General features: G+C 40.8%; 13 protein-coding genes and 1 pseudogene. 9 read left to right on the top strand and 5 right to left on the bottom strand.

The window, feature by feature from the left end; translation table 11 throughout:
• Positions 1 to 19: 19 nt before the first annotated feature.
• The 3 genes and pseudogenes from ACLCDV_RS17965 to ACLCDV_RS17955 form a co-directional block, all read right to left on the bottom strand.
• Positions 20 to 106: a RagB/SusD family nutrient uptake outer membrane protein gene (locus ACLCDV_RS17965; RefSeq protein WP_411973952.1), complete on the bottom strand. Its 87-nt coding sequence runs from the start codon at positions 104 to 106 to the stop codon at positions 20 to 22.
• A 200-nt stretch (positions 107 to 306) separates the two neighbouring features.
• Positions 307 to 816: pseudogene (locus tag ACLCDV_RS17960) on the bottom strand (alpha/beta hydrolase); the annotation flags it as partial.
• A gap of 317 nt (positions 817 to 1,133) precedes the next feature.
• Positions 1,134 to 1,760, bottom strand: coding sequence for a YIP1 family protein (locus tag ACLCDV_RS17955; RefSeq protein WP_411971820.1), 627 nt, complete (start codon positions 1,758 to 1,760; stop codon positions 1,134 to 1,136).
• Positions 1,761 to 2,106: 346 nt separating this feature from the next.
• Here ACLCDV_RS17955 and ACLCDV_RS17950 point away from each other — a divergent pair, with 346 nt between their 5' ends.
• The 8 genes from ACLCDV_RS17950 to ACLCDV_RS17915 all read left to right on the top strand — a co-directional run bounded on the left by ACLCDV_RS17950 (position 2,107) and on the right by ACLCDV_RS17915 (position 15,010).
• Positions 2,107 to 3,507, top strand: a complete 1,401-nt coding sequence (locus ACLCDV_RS17950; protein WP_411971819.1) for an inorganic phosphate transporter — start codon at positions 2,107 to 2,109, stop codon at positions 3,505 to 3,507.
• Positions 3,508 to 3,588: 81 nt separating this feature from the next.
• Positions 3,589 to 4,422, top strand: coding sequence for a universal stress protein (locus ACLCDV_RS17945; protein ID WP_333574639.1), 834 nt, complete (start codon positions 3,589 to 3,591; stop codon positions 4,420 to 4,422).
• Positions 4,423 to 4,674: 252 nt separating this feature from the next.
• Positions 4,675 to 5,223, top strand: a complete 549-nt coding sequence (locus ACLCDV_RS17940) for a sigma-70 family RNA polymerase sigma factor (protein ID WP_317665242.1) — start codon at positions 4,675 to 4,677, stop codon at positions 5,221 to 5,223.
• A gap of 60 nt (positions 5,224 to 5,283) precedes the next feature.
• A complete protein-coding gene (locus ACLCDV_RS17935; RefSeq protein WP_411971818.1) occupies positions 5,284 to 6,336 on the top strand; it encodes a FecR family protein in 1,053 nt (350 codons plus the stop codon).
• A 109-nt stretch (positions 6,337 to 6,445) separates the two neighbouring features.
• Positions 6,446 to 9,781 (top strand): SusC/RagA family TonB-linked outer membrane protein, encoded by a 3,336-nt coding sequence (locus ACLCDV_RS17930; RefSeq protein WP_411971817.1) that lies wholly within the window; start codon positions 6,446 to 6,448, stop codon positions 9,779 to 9,781.
• Positions 9,782 to 9,798: 17 nt separating this feature from the next.
• Positions 9,799 to 11,427: a RagB/SusD family nutrient uptake outer membrane protein gene (locus tag ACLCDV_RS17925; RefSeq protein ID WP_317665248.1), complete on the top strand. Its 1,629-nt coding sequence runs from the start codon at positions 9,799 to 9,801 to the stop codon at positions 11,425 to 11,427.
• A 61-nt stretch (positions 11,428 to 11,488) separates the two neighbouring features.
• Positions 11,489 to 13,012 (top strand): hypothetical protein, encoded by a 1,524-nt coding sequence (locus ACLCDV_RS17920; protein WP_411971816.1) that lies wholly within the window; start codon positions 11,489 to 11,491, stop codon positions 13,010 to 13,012.
• 6 nt (positions 13,013 to 13,018) lie between these two features.
• On the top strand, positions 13,019 to 15,010 hold the full coding sequence (locus tag ACLCDV_RS17915) for a hypothetical protein (RefSeq protein ID WP_411971815.1): 1,992 nt from the start codon (positions 13,019 to 13,021) through the stop codon (positions 15,008 to 15,010).
• Between the two features lie 43 nt (positions 15,011 to 15,053).
• Here the strand turns inward: ACLCDV_RS17915 and ACLCDV_RS17910 are convergent, their stop codons facing one another.
• Positions 15,054 to 15,425, bottom strand: a complete 372-nt coding sequence (locus ACLCDV_RS17910) for a nuclear transport factor 2 family protein (protein WP_411971814.1) — start codon at positions 15,423 to 15,425, stop codon at positions 15,054 to 15,056.
• Between the two features lie 263 nt (positions 15,426 to 15,688).
• Between ACLCDV_RS17910 and ACLCDV_RS17905 the strand changes: the two genes are divergently transcribed.
• Positions 15,689 to 17,275 (top strand): glycoside hydrolase family 16 protein, encoded by a 1,587-nt coding sequence (locus ACLCDV_RS17905; RefSeq protein WP_411971813.1) that lies wholly within the window; start codon positions 15,689 to 15,691, stop codon positions 17,273 to 17,275.
• Between the two features lie 58 nt (positions 17,276 to 17,333).
• Here the strand turns inward: ACLCDV_RS17905 and ACLCDV_RS17900 are convergent, their stop codons facing one another.
• Complete coding sequence (locus ACLCDV_RS17900) at positions 17,334 to 18,089, bottom strand: helix-turn-helix domain-containing protein (RefSeq protein WP_411971812.1); 756 nt, start codon at positions 18,087 to 18,089, stop codon at positions 17,334 to 17,336.
• Positions 18,090 to 18,133: the final 44 nt, after the last annotated feature.

Genomic DNA, 18,133 nt, shown 5'->3' with positions numbered 1-18,133 from the left:
GTTGTTAAAACGAAGCGGATTACAAGCCTGGATTTTGTTTCAGTTTGGGATTCAAAGTTAATCGGTTCGTTGGGATTGGAAGTAAATAATCCTGTTTTTGATCCAATCCAACGCAATAGCACTTGGTTCTTCGGATGCTGAAAGGCTTGTGTTGTGCCCTAGTAAAGGAAATAGACAATACTCAAACGGTTTTCCTTGAACTTTTAGCGCATTTAGATTTCCTATAGATAATCCTACAGGTATTTGGATATCTCTGGATCCAAAAAGCCAGAGACCGGGCGTTGTTATCGTTTTGAGCGATGCCATTGGATCGGTATTTGTAAATTGATAACGATCTGGATCATTCTCGATGTGTTGACGAGCCTCGGCTTCCGTATGTTTATCCCAAAAATCATTTCTTCCATTGGTGAAGAACTGGAATCGGAGTTGTTCACGTGCAGGGATAACAGCACCACTATACAATACAAAAAAGTCGACCAACGGATTTTGCTGAGTCGCCAAGGGAATGATCCAACCCGCCTGGCTAAATCCCAGTAATCCCATTGGAATGTTCGGATTTTCCAGTTGCTGATGGAATACTTGTACCGCTGCTCGTGCATCTTTGGCGAGTAGATTGAGATTAGCGGAATCGATATTATTGGTACCGACTTCAGGACCAGCATAAGTTCCCTCAGATTTTCCTGCTCCGCGCTTGTCATATGTAAATACAGCAATGCCATTTTTCGCTAAAAATGAGGCAAACTCCAGCATCCTGGCTTCTTTTCCTGAGCCATGCACGAGGACAATGGCTGCGTGAGCTTTACGGGGTTGTAGCATTGAACCGGACAACTTAATCCCCTCACTTTTGAATACGATATCCTTTGTTGACCAGTCTGACGATTGTGCATGTACGCGATCTGAAGCGAGTATAAAAACAATAGCGAGAAATGAGAATAGGGTATGACGGGTGATACGCTGCAAGGTTGTAGAGACTTCTACGAAATAGTTTAATGAATGGATTTTGGGCATAATGAGTTCGATGATAAATTTATTTTTATCGAATTTACCCACTGGCTTGATCAATGGCTTCTATTTTTCGGCGGATTGTCGGTTTAACTCGGTGAACAGACTTGTTTTTGCCGTAAGCACTTTGACTAAAATAATAACAATGCGAAGACAATGGCCACAAGGATAAAAATAGGGGTAAGTAAGGTTAGAATAGCTTTCGGGATGCTGAAATTATTAACCGTGGCAATACCAACGACAAGGAATACGATCATATTGATTCCAGCTAAAGCATTTACTAGTCTTACGAACCATTTGAAGATAGTCTGAGCAGGATTAATATCGATTTGCCAAAATGAATTTGTAAAGAATGGGAGACCATAAAGAATCGCGCCAATAACGTAGAATAGTAAAGAAAAAACAGCGGGAAGAGAAGAATAGGAAATGACACGAAGGGTATCGGCCGCAGGCGCTTCTCCTTTAAAAAACTTGCCAACAGCTGAAAGAATATACGCTCCAATAATATAAAAGAGGACTGTCAATCCAGATCCTAAAGTTATGATCTGAAAAAACAATCCTGACCAGCTTTCTATTGTTGTTTTTGTACTTGATATTCTTCCCAACTGACTGACGAGTGCAGCGATATAGAGCAAATGCCAGGCATATTTACCATAGTAGTTTTCCTGCGTAAATTTAAAAAACCAGGTCGTTCGTGTATACAGGTTTTTAATGATAAACTTTAAATCATTACTAGTTTCAAATGGGTCTGAATTCATGGTTAAATGGTCTGCTTTTATTCGTATAGTTAAATATAAACATTTGTATTTATCTTTAGCGTTTTTGATAATCCTTTTTATTTTTTTTAAAAGTAATTAGGGGGACCATCTAGGAGGTATATGGCCTATTATTATTTTTCAACTGTATGAACAACCTTCGTTAACAGTGTTTTAAGTTTTTCTTTCCTGCGGTATAAGGTAATGTTTCCTTCATCCAAAGTTAACATGTGAAAATTACTTTTGATCTGAATGAAACGCTTGTTCTTCCAGTAGTTGTCCTTAAGGATAGCTCAGGAAAGGGCAACCATAAATTTTATGAAAGAATAATATGCAAATTTTCTGCAACATGATTCCCCTTTTGGGTGAAACCGATCTAAGTACTGGACTTCTTATTGTCTTTGCTCTTTGTTTATTTGCTGTCGTCGCGTTTGAATTTGTAAATGGTTTTCACGATACGGCAAATGCTGTTGCAACGGTGATTTATACAAAAGCACTTAAACCCATTGTTGCAATCCCTTGGTCTGGTCTTTGGAATTTTCTAGGTGTTTTTGCTGGAGGGATAGCTGTAGCCATGGGAATTTTAAAATTGGTGCCTTTGGATACCTTGATGGTACTACCGGTTTCTGTAGGTGCTTGTCTGGTACTTTCCGTATTGTTGGCTGCTATTATATGGAATTTGGGAACTTGGTATTTCGGTATTCCCTGTTCGAGTTCGCACACCCTGATTGGTGCTCTTATCGGGGCTGGTATTGGCTTTACCTGGTATTATGGTGGAAGTGGCGTCAATTGGCATAAAGCAGAAGAAATTGGTCTTTCGTTGATTTTATCGCCCTTGATTGGATTTGGTCTAGCGGTGTTATTGATGTTGTTTTTAAAGCATGTCGTCCGTTATAAAGCACTTTTTCACATTCCACAAGGCGAGGATGACAGACCTCCATTTTTAGTACGTGGTATTTTGATACTAACCTGTACTTTGGTCAGTTTTTTTCACGGGAGCAACGATGGTCAAAAAGGAGTGGGGTTATTTATGTTAATCCTAATTGCATTTCTGCCTGCCCGTTTTGCAATAAATCACACCATTCCAGATGCAGCAGTCATAAAAACGCTCGACCAAACGGAAATCGTATTGCAGACAATTGCATCAACTAATTTGGCTGAGAGAACGATGTTTGTGCAAGTCAATCAGGAGATTGAGCAAGTCAAGTTGCATTTGATGGATAAAAGTGTAACGGATAAAGCCGGGACTTTTAAATTCAGAAAAGAGGTTGAAGGTTTAGTTAAATCCATTACTACATTAGAGAGCAATAAACAGATCGATATCAATCCTGAAAATCGATTGGAGCTCAACCGTAAGCTTGGCGAATTGAAAAGTCTTACCGACTTTGCACCAATATGGGTCATCTTGACTATTTCAGTTGCTTTAGGCTTAGGAACAATGATCGGTTGGAAACGTATTGTAGTAACGATTGGTGAAAAGATAGGAAATGAACATTTGAGTTATGCTCAAGGAGCCTCAAGCGAGATTGTTGCTGCTTCGACAATTGGTATCAGTACTGTATTGGGTTTGCCCGTTAGTACAACGCACGTGCTTTCAAGTGGTATTGCCGGTTCAATGGTCGCTTCTGGAGGAAAGAGCAATCTGAATAAAGGGACACTCAAAAGTATCGGTCTTGCCTGGGTACTTACTTTACCCGTGTCAATTGGCTTGGCATTATTACTATTTGTATTCTTCCATCTTTTTATTTAGTTGATTGTTATCTGAATGTTTTTGTCATCCATTGCATGCGTACACATGGCTATTGACAGGTTAATATTAAAAACTTAAAAAATGAAACAAATTCTTGTTGCCTCCGATTTTTCAATCAATGCAAGTCATGCTTTGCGTTACGCCTTGTCTTTGGCTTCTCGTTTGAATATGGAAGTTGCTGTTGTACATGCCATACACCCGACAGAAGGGATCAACAACAGTACTTATAACGCGATCTTTATAGAAGATTATTACGCTAGAAAACGTGCTGCTTTGCAAGAATGGACCAATCAGGTTGTTCGGGAAAATAAATACGATGACCTTAGAGTGAGAACGGTTGTGGAAGTTGGTTATCTGCGTAATGTGGTGACGAAGTATGTTGAATATACAGATGTTTCTTTTTTGGTCATGGGAATTACCGGTGCAACGGGTATTAAAGAAATTGTCGGTAGTAATGCGAGCATGGCTGTGACAAAATTGCGGATTCCGACCCTGATCGTACCACCTGACAGTAGTTTGTCGCCCATTCCTGTGATTACCTTGGCGACGGATTATAAAACAACTAAATTGTCTGTTCGCGATGTCAAAGCGCTCAATCGTATTTTAAAGCTTTCGGAGCCCAAGAAGTTGGAAATTCTACACGTCTCAGAAAGGGATTTGGACGAAAAGCTGGTGCGTAACGGGGAGAAAAAAATGCGTCAGTTGCTTCCTAATGTAGCGATTAACTTTAATTATGTGGATGAAGACGATACACGTCCATCGCATGCGATCATTGACTTTGTTGAAAACAATCAGACCGATATTCTATGTTTGGTCAAACGCAACCACAATATGATTTACCGTTTATTTGCAAGTAGTACGGTGAATGAAGTTTTGAACCGATCAGTTAAAGCGATTTTGGTTTTGCATGAATAATCTGAATGGAAACTTTTTTTACGCTATATATCAGGCCGTTTTGGATTTTCCTAACGGCTTTTTTGTTGACTTTACCAATGCTGCAGAACGCGTTGGCGCGGAAAATTCGAGTTGTCTGATCCGTCGTTTATACACGATTGGTACATGTAATGGGTTTACTTGAGGAGCAAGCCTCGGCACTGAGCTTTCGATTTTTTTTTGCATTCTTGGAATGAATTTGTTTAACTTGCAATGCGAATAGCAACGTAACCAATGTATTTGAAACCTTTATCTCCTGAAAATAAGAAGAATATTGCCATTGATCGAGATGAAAGCTCCTTCAAGGCCTATTTCGTGGCTAATTATGGAGTTTTGAAAAGCAATGCTATTTCTTTTATCAAGGATAAACAGCTGGCCGAAGATGTAGTTTCTGAAGTCCTCTGGAAAATTTGGTATTTGGGGCCCGATCTGATGAACATCGCAAATGTCGAGGGCTATTTGCTTCGGGCGATTAAGAACAAATGCCTTAACCTTCTGCGCATTCGCCAGGTCATACTTACCGACGGAACGGAATATCAGGATACGTTGATCGATAAAAATACCCCGGAACAGATTTTAATATCCACAGAAAGCATACAACGTATTCAACGGGCTGTTGAAGGACTCCCACCCAAAACTAAGGAGGCTTTTAAACTGGTGAAAGAGGAAAGAAAAACGTATTTGGAAACTGCGGAAATGATGGGGATATCCAAGAAAACGGTAGATAGACACATTCAAATTGCCTTAGAAAAGCTGTGGTCCTGTATTAAAGAAAAAAAATAATTTTTCTATTGGGGGTTTTGGTTTCTTTTGGTGTCTCTACTCCAAATAGACCGAATGCACATGTTTTCATCTGAGGAACAATACTTTTTATTTTTAGCGGCTAAGTTACTAGCGGGAGAACTCACAACGGAGGAGAGAATCGCGCTGGACGACTTGCTACGTGCCGACAAAAGTAAGCGGGAGTTATTGGCCTATTTAGAGCAGAAGCATGGGGAAGAAGATCTAGAAGCTGAAATAAGCTATGAAAAGTCAAGACCAATAGAACTTACTGCTGTTGAGGATGTAACCGCCCGTCCATTTATAGGTCGCCATAAAGTTAAGCTACTATCCATTGCGGCTAGCCTATTTATAGTTTTTGGCGTATTGTCCTTTTGGTTTGTCAAAAATGATAAAAAGGTAGCTGAAGATACGGAATGGCAGACGATTGCTACCGGAAAGGGCGAGCGTAAATCGATCAAATTGAGCGATGGTTCGGAGGTATGGCTTAACAATGAAAGTGTATTGCGATTGAAGGCTGGATTTGGTAAAACTGATCGCGTATTGGAATTGGTTGGCGAAGGGTATTTTGCTATTGCCAAGAATCCCAATTTACCCTTGAAGATCAAAACTGCCTACGCGGAGGTACAGGTCTTAGGAACAAAATTTAACCTTCGTGCGCTTCCGGATGAGAACATGACGACGACCTCCCTGATCGAAGGGAAAGTACGACTGAAGGTTATGGAAAATAAGCAGGAGAAGTTGTATGAACTCCTGCCGGGTAATAAGGTGTCTGTGATCAATCAACCTGTATCAACGAATGATCATCGGAGCAAGCATGTAGTCCTGCAACCAAAAGTGACCTTTGCAAAGCTTGATCTCGTTGATGCCGAAGTTACTGAAACACTTTGGATGAAAAATAGATTGGTTTTCAATGGCGAAGGTTTTGAAGTGGTTGCGAAGAAGATGGAGCGTTGGTTCGGTAAACCCATTGTCGTCGAAAATGAGCGGCTCGCAAAAGAGCCCATCACCGGTATATTTGACGAAACAACCTGTGAAGAAGTCTTGAATGTCATCAAGCGCACAGGTACTAAACTAAATTATTATACCCAAAATGATACGCTTTATGTAAAGTAATATAAAAAAAGGGTATCCCTCATAGTGAGCAATACCCAATGTTTTAACCAATGGCATCGGACCCTAGGAAAGTAGGATGCCAATCGATTATTTCTTAAATACCAAAATTATGAAAAAAAAATCACATGTTCTTTATCATGTGCCTATCTCGTATTATCTAAAATGGTTGTTAATGGCCAAGTTTGTAATCATTTTCTTATTTGCATGTGTTGCCACTGGATTTGCAAAAGAGTCGAAAGCGCAGAAAACAGTTTCTTTACGTTTTGAAGAGATCCGACTCAAGAACCTATTGACTTCCATTGAAGAGCAGACCAAGATCAATTTTATCTACAACGATAATACGATCAATGCGATTAAAATAAAACAGGTTGACGTCCGCAATAAAAAATGGACCGATCTTTTGTTGCCTATTTTGGCCAAAGAATCCTTGGAAATGGATATGGTCAGCGAAAACCGTATCATTATTCGTTCCATAGCGAAGGTTCAGGACAGGATCGCTTCCGGTACGATCAAAGACCAGCAAGGAAAACCTTTGGCAGGCGTATCTGTACGTATAAAAGGTACAGATAAAATGACGCAGTCGAATAGCGACGGCCAATTTTCGCTGGTTGTTGAAAAAGAAAATAGTATTTTACAATTTTCTTATTTGGGATACCTTTCCCAAGAGATTGCCTATCAGCGACAGGCCATTGATGTCGTTCTCCAGGAAGATCTCGCACAGCTTGAAGAAGTTGTGGTCATTGGGTACGGAACACAGAAGAAAGCAACATTGACTGGCTCGGTGAGCCAGGTTTCAGGAAGTGAGCTGCAGCGATCTCCTGCGCCGAATTTGTCCAATTCCCTAGCAGGAAGAATGCCGGGTGTAGTGGCAAATAATCGCTCAGGTGAACCTGGAAATGATCAATCGCAGATCTATATCCGCGGCAAGGGATCTTTGGGGAACAACAGTCCTTTGTATGTCATTGATGGTGTGGCCAATCGCGGCGGAATAGAAAGGCTAAATCCAAGCGATATCGAGACAATTTCAGTCTTAAAAGATGCTTCGGCGGCAATATATGGTGCCCAAGCTGCGAATGGGGTTATTTTGGTAACTACGAAACGCGGTAATGGTGATAAACCTACGATCACCTATGATGGTAGTTACGGTTTCTCCGAACATACACGAACACCAAAGCTGATGGATTCTTATCAATTTATGGTGTATGACGATGAAATCAATGCACATTTTGGGCGTGCTGAAAAGTATAAAGATATCAAGGGTAAATATCTGGATGGAACAATCGATCCCTTATTGTATGCCAACACCGATTGGATGAAGTCCGTATTTAAATCTTCTCCACAAACGCAACATTCCTTGTCACTTCGTGGCGGAGACGAAAAAGTGCGTTATTATGTTTCTGGAGGATACCTTTATCAAAAGCCGGGATTTAGAAATACAGATCTAAATTTTAGGACGGTTCAATTTCGTACCAACCTGGATGCTAAGGTAACCAAAGACCTTTCGGTCTTAGTGGAGGTAGCTACCAGACAGGAAAATCGGAATAATTCAAACTACGATATGGGAACCTTCTTTTGGGAAGCGTTCCATGCCTATCCTTTTTTGCCTGACTATTATCCGAATGGATTACCTGGTCCAGGTCTTTCGTGGGGTAACAATTTAACGATTCTGGCTTCGGGCAAGACCGGTTATCAGCGTGTAAAGGATAATTTTGTCAATACAAAAGCAGGTTTTGATCTCAAAACACCTTGGTTATTAGATGGGTTAAGTTTTTCGGGTTATGCAGCATTCGATTCGCAATATAGACATGAAAAGAAGCTGAATGATATGTGGGATGCTTATCGTTATAATCCTGCAACAAAGAATTATGATAATATCCGTGAAACAACGGGCGATGCAAATATCAACCTTACTGAAAGAAACGATGATATACGTACCGAGACCTGGAATTTTAAAATCGGATACGATAAGAAATTCGGCTCACATAGTGTCAATGCTTTCATCGCTTATGAGCAGAGCAAGAACAGAGGTGATTGGTTTTCGGCGTATCGGAGAGACTTCTTAAGCGATGCCGTAGATTATCTATTTGCGGGAAGTGACAATCAAAAAAATAATGACGGAAAAGCAACGATTTCGGCAAGGCAGAATTATTTTGGCCGTGTAAGTTATGGTTTTAAGGATAAGTACCTGGCTGATATTACAGTGCGTAGAGATGGTTCACAAAACTTTATCAGCAATGCACGTTGGGGCTGGTTCCCAGGGGTATCGGCAGGCTGGCGTATTTCTCAGGAGAATTTTTTCAAGGAAAATGTGCCTTTTATCAATGAGTTGAAAATCAAGGCTTCCTGGGGTAAGCTAGGAAACGATCGGGTAGACCCTTTTCAATATATCAGTACCTATGTTCTTGGCGATGGTGCCATGTTTGGTCTTGACCCCAAAAGAACAAAGGGTTTTACTGTCGGGAGATTGGCTAACCCAAATATTACCTGGGAAAAAGTGGATACGAAAAACGTAGGCTTTGAGTCTGTTTTCTTCAAGAATACCTTGAGTTTTGACCTGCAGTATTTTTATTCGATGCGTACGGACATCCTAACACCCAAACAAGCTTCTGTACCGCGCTATACAGGATTAACGCTACCTGACCAAAATATTGGTGAAATATCGAACAGAGGGGTGGAAAGTAGTTTGCTTTATCGCAATAAGATCAATGATTTTAGTTATTCGGTAGGTGGAAATTTCACTTTTGTACGTAATAAGATTCATTTTTTTGACGAAGCACAAAATACACCGGAATGGCAGCGTCGGACAGACCATAGTATAGACTCCTGGTTAGTGTATAAAACAGACGGTATCTATCAAAATCAGGCTGAGATTGATGCCTCACCACATTTGCTGAATACAATGCCAGGGGATATCAAGTATATGGATGTGGATGGTGATGGAAAAATTACCAGCAATGATATGGTCCGTATCTATGAAAGTCCGATTCCTGAAATTACCTATGGTATAACAATGGGTGCCAAATGGAAAAACTTTGATTTGAATATCCTGTGGTCAGGACAGGGACGAGCAAAACAGATCATTAAACCCGGAAGTTACAACAGAGATGTCACTTATTTTGAGAACAGATGGATTTCTGAAACAGAGACACCCAATGCCCTGTATCCAAGAGCCTTCGACCGTGACGATACATTCAATAGCATGAATTCGACATTCTGGTTAAAAAATGCCTCTTTTTTAAGACTGAAAAATGTGGAGTTGGCGTATTCATTGTCGCCTAAAGTGCTGGAAAAAATCAAAATGAAAAACTTACGGGTATTCATTAGTGGATTTAATTTGTTTTCGATCGATCAGATCAAGATACAGGATCCCGAAGGAACAAATGCGGGGGGTATGTACTATCCTCAGCAGCGGATTTATAGTGCAGGGGTGAATTTGAGTTTTTAAAGAAAATTTATTGACAGATGAATACAAAGATAAAATTATATATAACGATCTTTTTTGCAAGCTGTTTGACATCCTGTTCAAATTATTTGGATGTTAAACCGTTGGATTCCTTTACTGGAGATGCTATATTCTCGGATCTGAAATTGACCGAAACGTATGTAAATAAACGTTATACAGAAATACGGGACGGTTTTGGAAATCTTGGTTTAAGGTATATTTCGGACGAGGCTTATCATAATTTCAATTCGGGAAATCCTTATTTATACAACAGGGGAGAAGTGACGGCAGACCAGTTCGGGGACTATTCCACATGGAATGCTTATTATGAAGCGATTAAGAACTGCAATATCTTCTTTGATAATATTGATAAGTTGAAAGCCGACAAAGGGCAGGTGGATCGGTTGAATGGCGAGATGATCTTTCTTCGCGCATTCTTTTATGCGGATCTTGTCTCACGTTTTGGTGGTGTTCCGTTGATCACAAAAACTTTCGATCTGAACAGCGATATGATGGTGCCGCGTAATTCCTACGATGAATGTATAGACTTTATTGTGAAAGAATTGGATAAAGCTGCTGGGTTGCTCCCTCTCAGTTACGAAGGAAAGGATTTTGGTAGGGCAACTAAAGGCGCAGCATTGGCACTGAAGTCACGGGTAACATTGTATGCTGCAAGTCCATATTGGAATCCATCCAATGATAAGGCGAAATGGCAAAAAGCTGCTGATGCGGCTAAGGCTGTACTGGACCTCAATCAATACCAGCTTGATGCAAATTACAAACAGCTTTTTACGAGCAATAAGAGTAAAGAGATCATCTTCATGAAGCAGTTCAATACTGAATTTGGACATTCTTTTGACTGGACCGATTCTCCGAATGGTTTCACAGGTTGGTCAAGAACCTGTGTGCTTCAGGACATGGTCGATGCCTATGAGATGGAAGATGGTTCTATGCCTTCTGCACAAGCCTATGCGGATGGCAAACCTTGGGAGAATCGTGAGCCTAGATTCTATGCTTCTATTGTTTGTGATGGTCAGCAGTTTAGGGGTAGAGAGATTGAGTTTTATATATCCTCAACAGGAAACCGGGCTAATAGCGGTAAGGATAGCGAATTCGGAATTGATGATTGGAATGCATCGAAGACCCATTATACGATCCGTAAGTTTATGGATGAAAGTTTGCGTAATCCTTGGAATGATAAAAGTGCACAACCGTGGATTTATATGCGTCTGGGTGAGATATATCTAAATTATGCGGAAACTCAGTATCAATTGGGGAATGAAGAGGTAGCTCGCACGTACATCAATAAGATTAGAGAGCGTGCACGTGGTGGGAAGGTAGGCGTACTTCCTGCAATTACGAGCACAGGTGCCGCGCTTTTGGGAAAGATACAGCAGGAACGACGCATAGAACTTGCCTTTGAAGACCATCGTTTTTTTGATGTAAGACGTTGGAAAATTGCTGAACAGACCGAAAACAAACCGGCGCGAAAAATCACCATTGTACGGGACGACCAAACGAAAAAGAAAAGTTATAAAATTGAGGTGCTTCAAGAACGGAAGTTCTTTCCGCAGCATTACTTACTTCCTATTCCACGCAGTGAGATTCAACGAAATGCATTGTTGAAACAGAATCCAAGTTACGACTAATCAACCAACCTCCAAGGGTCTGCGCTGTGCAGATCCTTGGTTTATTAAATGGCTACTCCTTATGAAAACCTTTTTATTATTTGCAGTACAGACTATGCTTTCTGTCAGTGTGTTTGCGCAGAAGCAAGATATTTCAATCGATACGGACCAAAAGGAACTCCAGGAGGTCTTCGACTGGGCTAAGCAGAAAGCACGATCTTTTGTTGTTACCGGAACGCGGGGACCAGTCAATGTTTATAAGAAAAATCAATCCGCAGACATCGCTTCGTATCAACCGGCTTATTGGGCGGGATATCCTCTACGAACGGCCTTCTATTCGCGTGATTTCTGTCACCAAGCGGTGGGAGCGCATCTGTTGGGTTTGGAAGAAGAGAATTTTACGATGCTTCGGGCTTTCGCGGCAAGTGCTACGAAGGAACGAAAGTGGTTTCCTTTGTGGGCGATCAATTTTGATGGGAGCCCTTATACACTAGACTACAGAAATGACGATGACTTTGTCCGTGAGATACCCGCAGTGTTTGAGTTGGTTGAAAAGAATGCGCAGCTCTATGACTGGACCAAAGATCAACGGTATCTTAATGATCCAGCTTTGTTGCTATTCAATACAAAAGCGGTAAGTGATTTTGTGGCATTGCATGATGCTAAAAAGCCAAACGGCGTGGCCGAGAGCGAAGGTTCGGGCAATATTTTCAAAGGTACGGCTACCTACAATGAACATCGTGACCAAACTTTGATTGAGGCCGGTGACGGTATTGGAAGTCAGTACCAGGCTTATTTGGCCTTCGCTAAACTTTCAGCATGGAGTGGCAAGAAAAGCCAGGCTGGAAACTATACTAAAAAAGCCCAAACATTGTGGAACTATTTTAATACAGAATGGGGGGTAAAAAACAATAAAGAACTGTATAATCGAGGCTACGATAAAAATAATCTGCCCGTGTCCGGTTGGGGGAAAGAAAATTCTTGGTTTCTCCCCTTAAAAGAAATTACGGACCAGCGATCAAATCGGCATCTGAATTATTTGGATTATATCGATGCACAGCTTGGCTCAAAAGAAGGACTGCCCGAAAATATCGAAGCAATCACCTATGTTCCTGAATTGTTTTTCAAATATGGGCAGAACGAACGAGGTTGGAAATGGCTGAAATATATTATATCAAAAATTAATACGGCGCATGCCATGGCTACATTGACGGGTACCAATGGTGATTACCCCGAAGTTTCTTTTGTGCTGATAAGCAACGTTGTGCAAGATATGATGGGGATTAAACCTGGGGTAAAAGGTAATTCTTTAGAAACTTGTTCCCACCTTCCTCAGGATATTGAGCGGGTTAAAGTGTCGAATGTGAAGATTGGTCGAGCAATGTATACAGTGAAGCAACAGGGGATATCGGGAACGACTTTGTCGTACTCAGGAGGAGAGGCGATGCAGTACTGGCAGGCTGGTTTTCCGGGAAGTCACCCTTATCTTTACGTTAATGGTATCAAGAAAAAAAGTCATATTGGTCAGAAAAATGGTTTTACTTACAGCTATATCGAGGTGAAGATTGGCCACGATAGGCAATATACCGTAACAACTCAATTATAGATCGTCATGAAAATTAAATTATATTATTTGGGGCTCATTGCCATGAGCCTGTTGCAGTGGAATCTGACGGTAGCTCAAAATTCAAAAAAATGGGCGCTATTAAATGGGAATAGGATTGAATGGAAGGTTAAGCAGGGTGAGAATCACGAAGATCATATCGAAATGGCCGGGTTACAATCCGCTGCGGTCGTTTACTACGGTGTTCGCGAAGGTCGTCTGTTATTGGACAAAAAGATCGTATTTCCCTTGTTGCGGACAGTTCCAAACAATACACATGCAAGTTTAACCGTACCTTTTCAGGATACTAAGTCTTTATTGATAAAAGTAGATGGCGTAGCGGTCGATGAGTATCCGCAACGTTTTGTACTTGACGGAAAACTAGCTGTTTATTCGATGACGAATTCAGCACTGGAAGTACAGCGGACGTTATTCCCGTCTGTCGATAAACCTGTTTTGATTGAACGCGTTAAGTTGGTGAATACGGGGAATAAACCCCTGCGGATCGATCTGATTAACAAGTATTCGAAATTTCTGTCCGATCCTGCGAAAAGTGTTTATGGACAATATGTTGTACAGGCCTTGGTAAGCGATAGTCTGGTGCCAAATCTTGAGCCAAAGCAGAGCTATCTGTTTGATATTGTGTATGAAGGGAAGAAAATTTCAACACCTGTTTATCAGTATTCTCCTTCTTATGAATTACAGAAAAGGGAGGGTTTTGTAAAAAGTTTAGCCGACGATCTAATTCTGGAAACCCCTAATGATACGATCAATACAGCATTTGCTTTTGCTAAGATTCGTGCAACTGAAAGTATTTATGATACGAAGGGCGGATTGATGCACGGTCCAGGGGGCTTAAGCTACTATGCTGCTATTTGGGCAAATGATCAGGCTGAATATGCCAATCCTTTCTTTCCTTTCTTGGGCAATCGCAACGGCAATGAAAGCGCCATAAACTCTTTTCGCCATTTTACCCGTTTTATGAATTCGGATTATAAACCAATTCCGAGCTCAATAGTGGCGGAGGGCGATAGTTATTGGAATGGTGCTAAGGATAGAGGGGACATGGCTATGATTGCCTATGGAGCATCCCGGTATGCGTTAGCATTGGGAAAGAAAGATATTGCTGTCGAATTATGGCCATTGATCCACTGGTGTTTTGAGTACCTGGAACGACAAAAGACAAGTGAAGGAGTTTATCGATCGGATAGTGACGAACTGGAGGGGAGAGCACCGGCAGGTAAAATTAATCTGTCGACAAACAGTATCGCCTATGGAGCCTTTCAAAGTGCGGCAGACCTCGCTCATGAATTGGGAAAGGAGGATCTTTCACAGCAATACAGACGACGGGCTGAAGAACTCCGTCATTCGATTGTGCGTTATTTTGGTGCCGACGTGCAAGGCTACTCCACCTACCGTTATTACGATAGCAATACCATCTTAAGGGCTTGGATATGTTTGCCTATGACCATGGGGATCACCGAGCGGAGTGCGGGAACAATTGATGCCTTATTATCAAAATATCTCTGGACAAACAACGGTATCCTCACCCAATCTGGAGATAAGGTATTTTGGGATCGGGCAACCTTATATGCTTTTAAGGGGTTTTTTATGACGGGAGCAACCGAAAGGGCGCTGCCTTATTTTAAGTATTACTCTTCAATGCGTCTTTTGGGCGATCATGTACCCTATCCGGTTGAGGCCTGGCCTGAAGGTGGACAAAGGCATTTAAGTGCCGAAAGTGCCTTATATTGCCGGGTCATAACAGAAGGATTATTTCATATTGTACCCACTGGTTTTCGAAAGTTCAGTATAAGTCCCAGTTTGCCAAAGGAATGGAAGTATATGCGGCTTAGACGTATAAAGGCCTTTGACCGGGTATTTGATATTGAGGTATCCCGGAAAGGCAAACAAGAGTTTCTTATCGTGAAACAGCAAGATGGTCAACTCATTCAAAAACCAATTTTGAGTCAGCAGGCAATCAGTATCACCTTAAATTAACCGAAAAAATCTCCACAAGTCGTCGTCCTGTGGAGATTTTTCACTATAGTCCCTTATAGTGCGCTGAAACTTTGCATATTTTTCCACGTACATCTAATTCCATATATTCCGCGGAAAGCGAGTCGTTGACGCTTTTATAGAAAAGTACCATGGAGTTTACGCCCGTAAGTATGTGGTAAAGCTCAAAATGGAGTTCTGGATATTTTTCCAGTGCGCTTTTAAAATAAGCTTTTAATTCCTCTTTGTTGTTTATATTTCCAGCCGTATTCACACCCATTTTCTGAATAATTGGGGAGCGAAAGTGAATGTCTTCACTATAGTGTCGCATAATTGCATCTAGATCGTGTTGATTCCAGGCATCAACCCAATGCTGTGCAAGATCTGCAGGCTGACTAAAATTATCTACTGTATCCATACTGTATTAAAAATTAAACGATGTATCTGACGGAATTGTCAAACCAAACCGTTTAAGGCAATATACATAATTTAACTGTTTTATCGGCGGGAAGGATGGATAAACCGCTATTGACCCGCGATTTGTTGGAATCGCTAAATTGAACAAACGGTTGCGTTTTGATCAGAGTTGTCAATGCTGATAATTCTCGTTATTATCGTAAGGTTATAGTCTGTTCGTAAGCAGATTGACTATAGTTTGTTCGTTTATAAAATAAGAAAATTGTGAAAAAATATCTATTTCTTGCAGGTATTCAGGTAATGTCAGCGCTAGGGCTATCGGCTCAAACGACAAGGTCAAATGTACCATTACAGCTATTGGGTACACGGAGTTGGATCCGTGTAGACATGAAGGATAATCAACCGGGCGTGTCTGGAGCGAAAGTCTTTTGGGCAAAAACGAATAAGAAACCGCAGACAGCCAATGCGATATTGGCAGAAGGTGTCAAACGTTATTATATTCAACAGGTAGAGCCTGAAACGACCTATTATATCTGGATAGAATCGGCTACAGGAAAATCCTTGGCAAATGGAAAAGTGTATACGAGCAAGAAATGGCAGCTGGATAATACTGAACGCGATGAAGAGCGAAATAATCCAAGTTCAAAAGCCGTTCCTGTTGGTATGGAAGTCTATTGGCAGGATGAATTTAACGATCAATTACTTAATCGGAATAAATGGACGACCAACTATTTTTCATCCTTGAATTATCTGAATGCAAAATCCAAGGATGAAATGTTGCATGATCGTTTGCCACAACCTGCTTATACTTTAAATGGATCAGCGATCAATCTGTATGTCAATGATACGATTCCGAAGCGAATCTTTACAGAAGGTGGCAACCAGAAGATTTCATCCATCCAAACCTACGATTGGAAGTCCAATGAAAATTTACTGGATAATAGCAAAGGTGGGTACTTTGAAGTTAAGGTAAGACGTAACCGACAGGGGAATCCCAAGGGAACAAATACAGCTTTTTGGTTTGATTCACCCGGACCAGATATTCGTTATTATCTTCAAGAAGGATCCGAAGTTGACGGAATTAAAGGCATTCGCCCCAAGGGGCAGCTTTTTGAAATCGACGTTTTCGAATATATTACGGCTCAGTTTGTGATACATGGACATGTTGATCAAAAAGGGGTATTTCAACGTAACCTTGCTACACATATTGCGGAGGGATATGAACACGTCGGACAATGGGTAACACATGGGGTATTGTGGACACCTACAAGTATTAAACATTATATCAATGGCGAGCTGATCAAAGCGTATACGAATAAAAATCAGATTTATTCACCCAACCACTTTTTGAACGTATTTCTTGGAGCCTATGGATCTGAAGGTGGAGTCAATATGGAGGTCGATTATATTCGGGCATATAACTGGCCTTTAAAAGATGGTAATGAATTGCCTAATCCAGATTTTGAGGGTAAATCTGGCCTTGCACCTTGGGAAGGAGCAGCGGTCATCGAAGAAGGGCGCGGCGAAAAGGGGAGTAAAGCGGTGGTACTTGCGCCGGGTCAAAAAATAGAGCAATATGTTTATTTGGATCCCCAACAAGACTTCAAACTTGTCTATTGGAGTAAAGGAGACAAGGTCCAGGTGGAAGTTGATGATGTCGCTGTCGTAACAGGAAAGTTGTCGAATTTAAAGACGTTAATACCTGATTTAGGAAAAAAAGGTGGAAAGCAGGAGCTTGATTTTGTTACTGGCAAGGAGATCAATCCGAATAAAAAAATTGTCCGGATTGGATTTACCAATATAGGAAAGGAAAAAGCCTTTTTGGATAATATCACGTTGAAAAAAAGTTAGCTATAATGTGGTTTTCTTACTAAATTCTGGCTCCATGTATATTACGTAGGAGCCATTTTTATGTTTTTTTATGTGCTAAATGTTTCTTTTGATATGCTGAAGGTGACATGTTTGTCTGTTTTTTGAAGAAATGAGAGAATGTAGCGGGGTCCTCAAAACCCAATTCAATCATAGTAGTCTTGATTGGATTGGCCCCCAAACTCAGCAGGTACAGAGCTTCCTTCAACAAACGATTATGAATCAGTTTGAGGGGGGGAACCCCCATGTATTGCTGTGTTTGCATCCAAAGATTTTTTACAGTTATATTCAGTAAATTTGCGTAATAAGCGACATGGTGTTCTTGTTTATAATGAAGTTCTATTAATTCAAGAAAGCTATTCAGGATGGCTGGATAAGCGTATGGTGCCAAATTGTCGATGTGTTTGACTAAGGAGTGGTTAATCTCTATTAAGCTAGTTGTCAAACGTGATAAAATGAGTGATAATGTTGGCTGATAGCGATAGAGTTCATTACGGATCTTATCGAATTCATAGCGGAGCGTTTCAAATTTATATGGCGTGACCCGAAGTATCGGATAATCTTTAAGGAGTTTTATGTTGATTGAAAGCGTATGACATAATTTTTCAAAATTTTGCCAGGGAATTCTAAAATGATAAACAGCGGTTTCTTTGAAAAAATAGAAAGAACTTGACTGACCGGGGAACATTAGATGAATTTGATAACCCATCATATTATGTTGCTCCTGATCAATCTGACGCGTACCTCCTTTCGAATGTATCAAGATAATAGTCACCACCTCTTTGCTTTTGAGCATATGGCAGGTGTGTACCCTGATATTTCGCATTCGATATAAAAAAC

Source organism: Sphingobacterium sp. Lzh-3, assembly GCF_046764375.1.
Classification (GTDB): Bacteria; Bacteroidota; Bacteroidia; order Sphingobacteriales; family Sphingobacteriaceae; genus Sphingobacterium.
The sequence above is the reverse complement of the archived record's forward strand: the minus strand, read 5'-3'. Positions and strand labels throughout refer to the sequence as shown.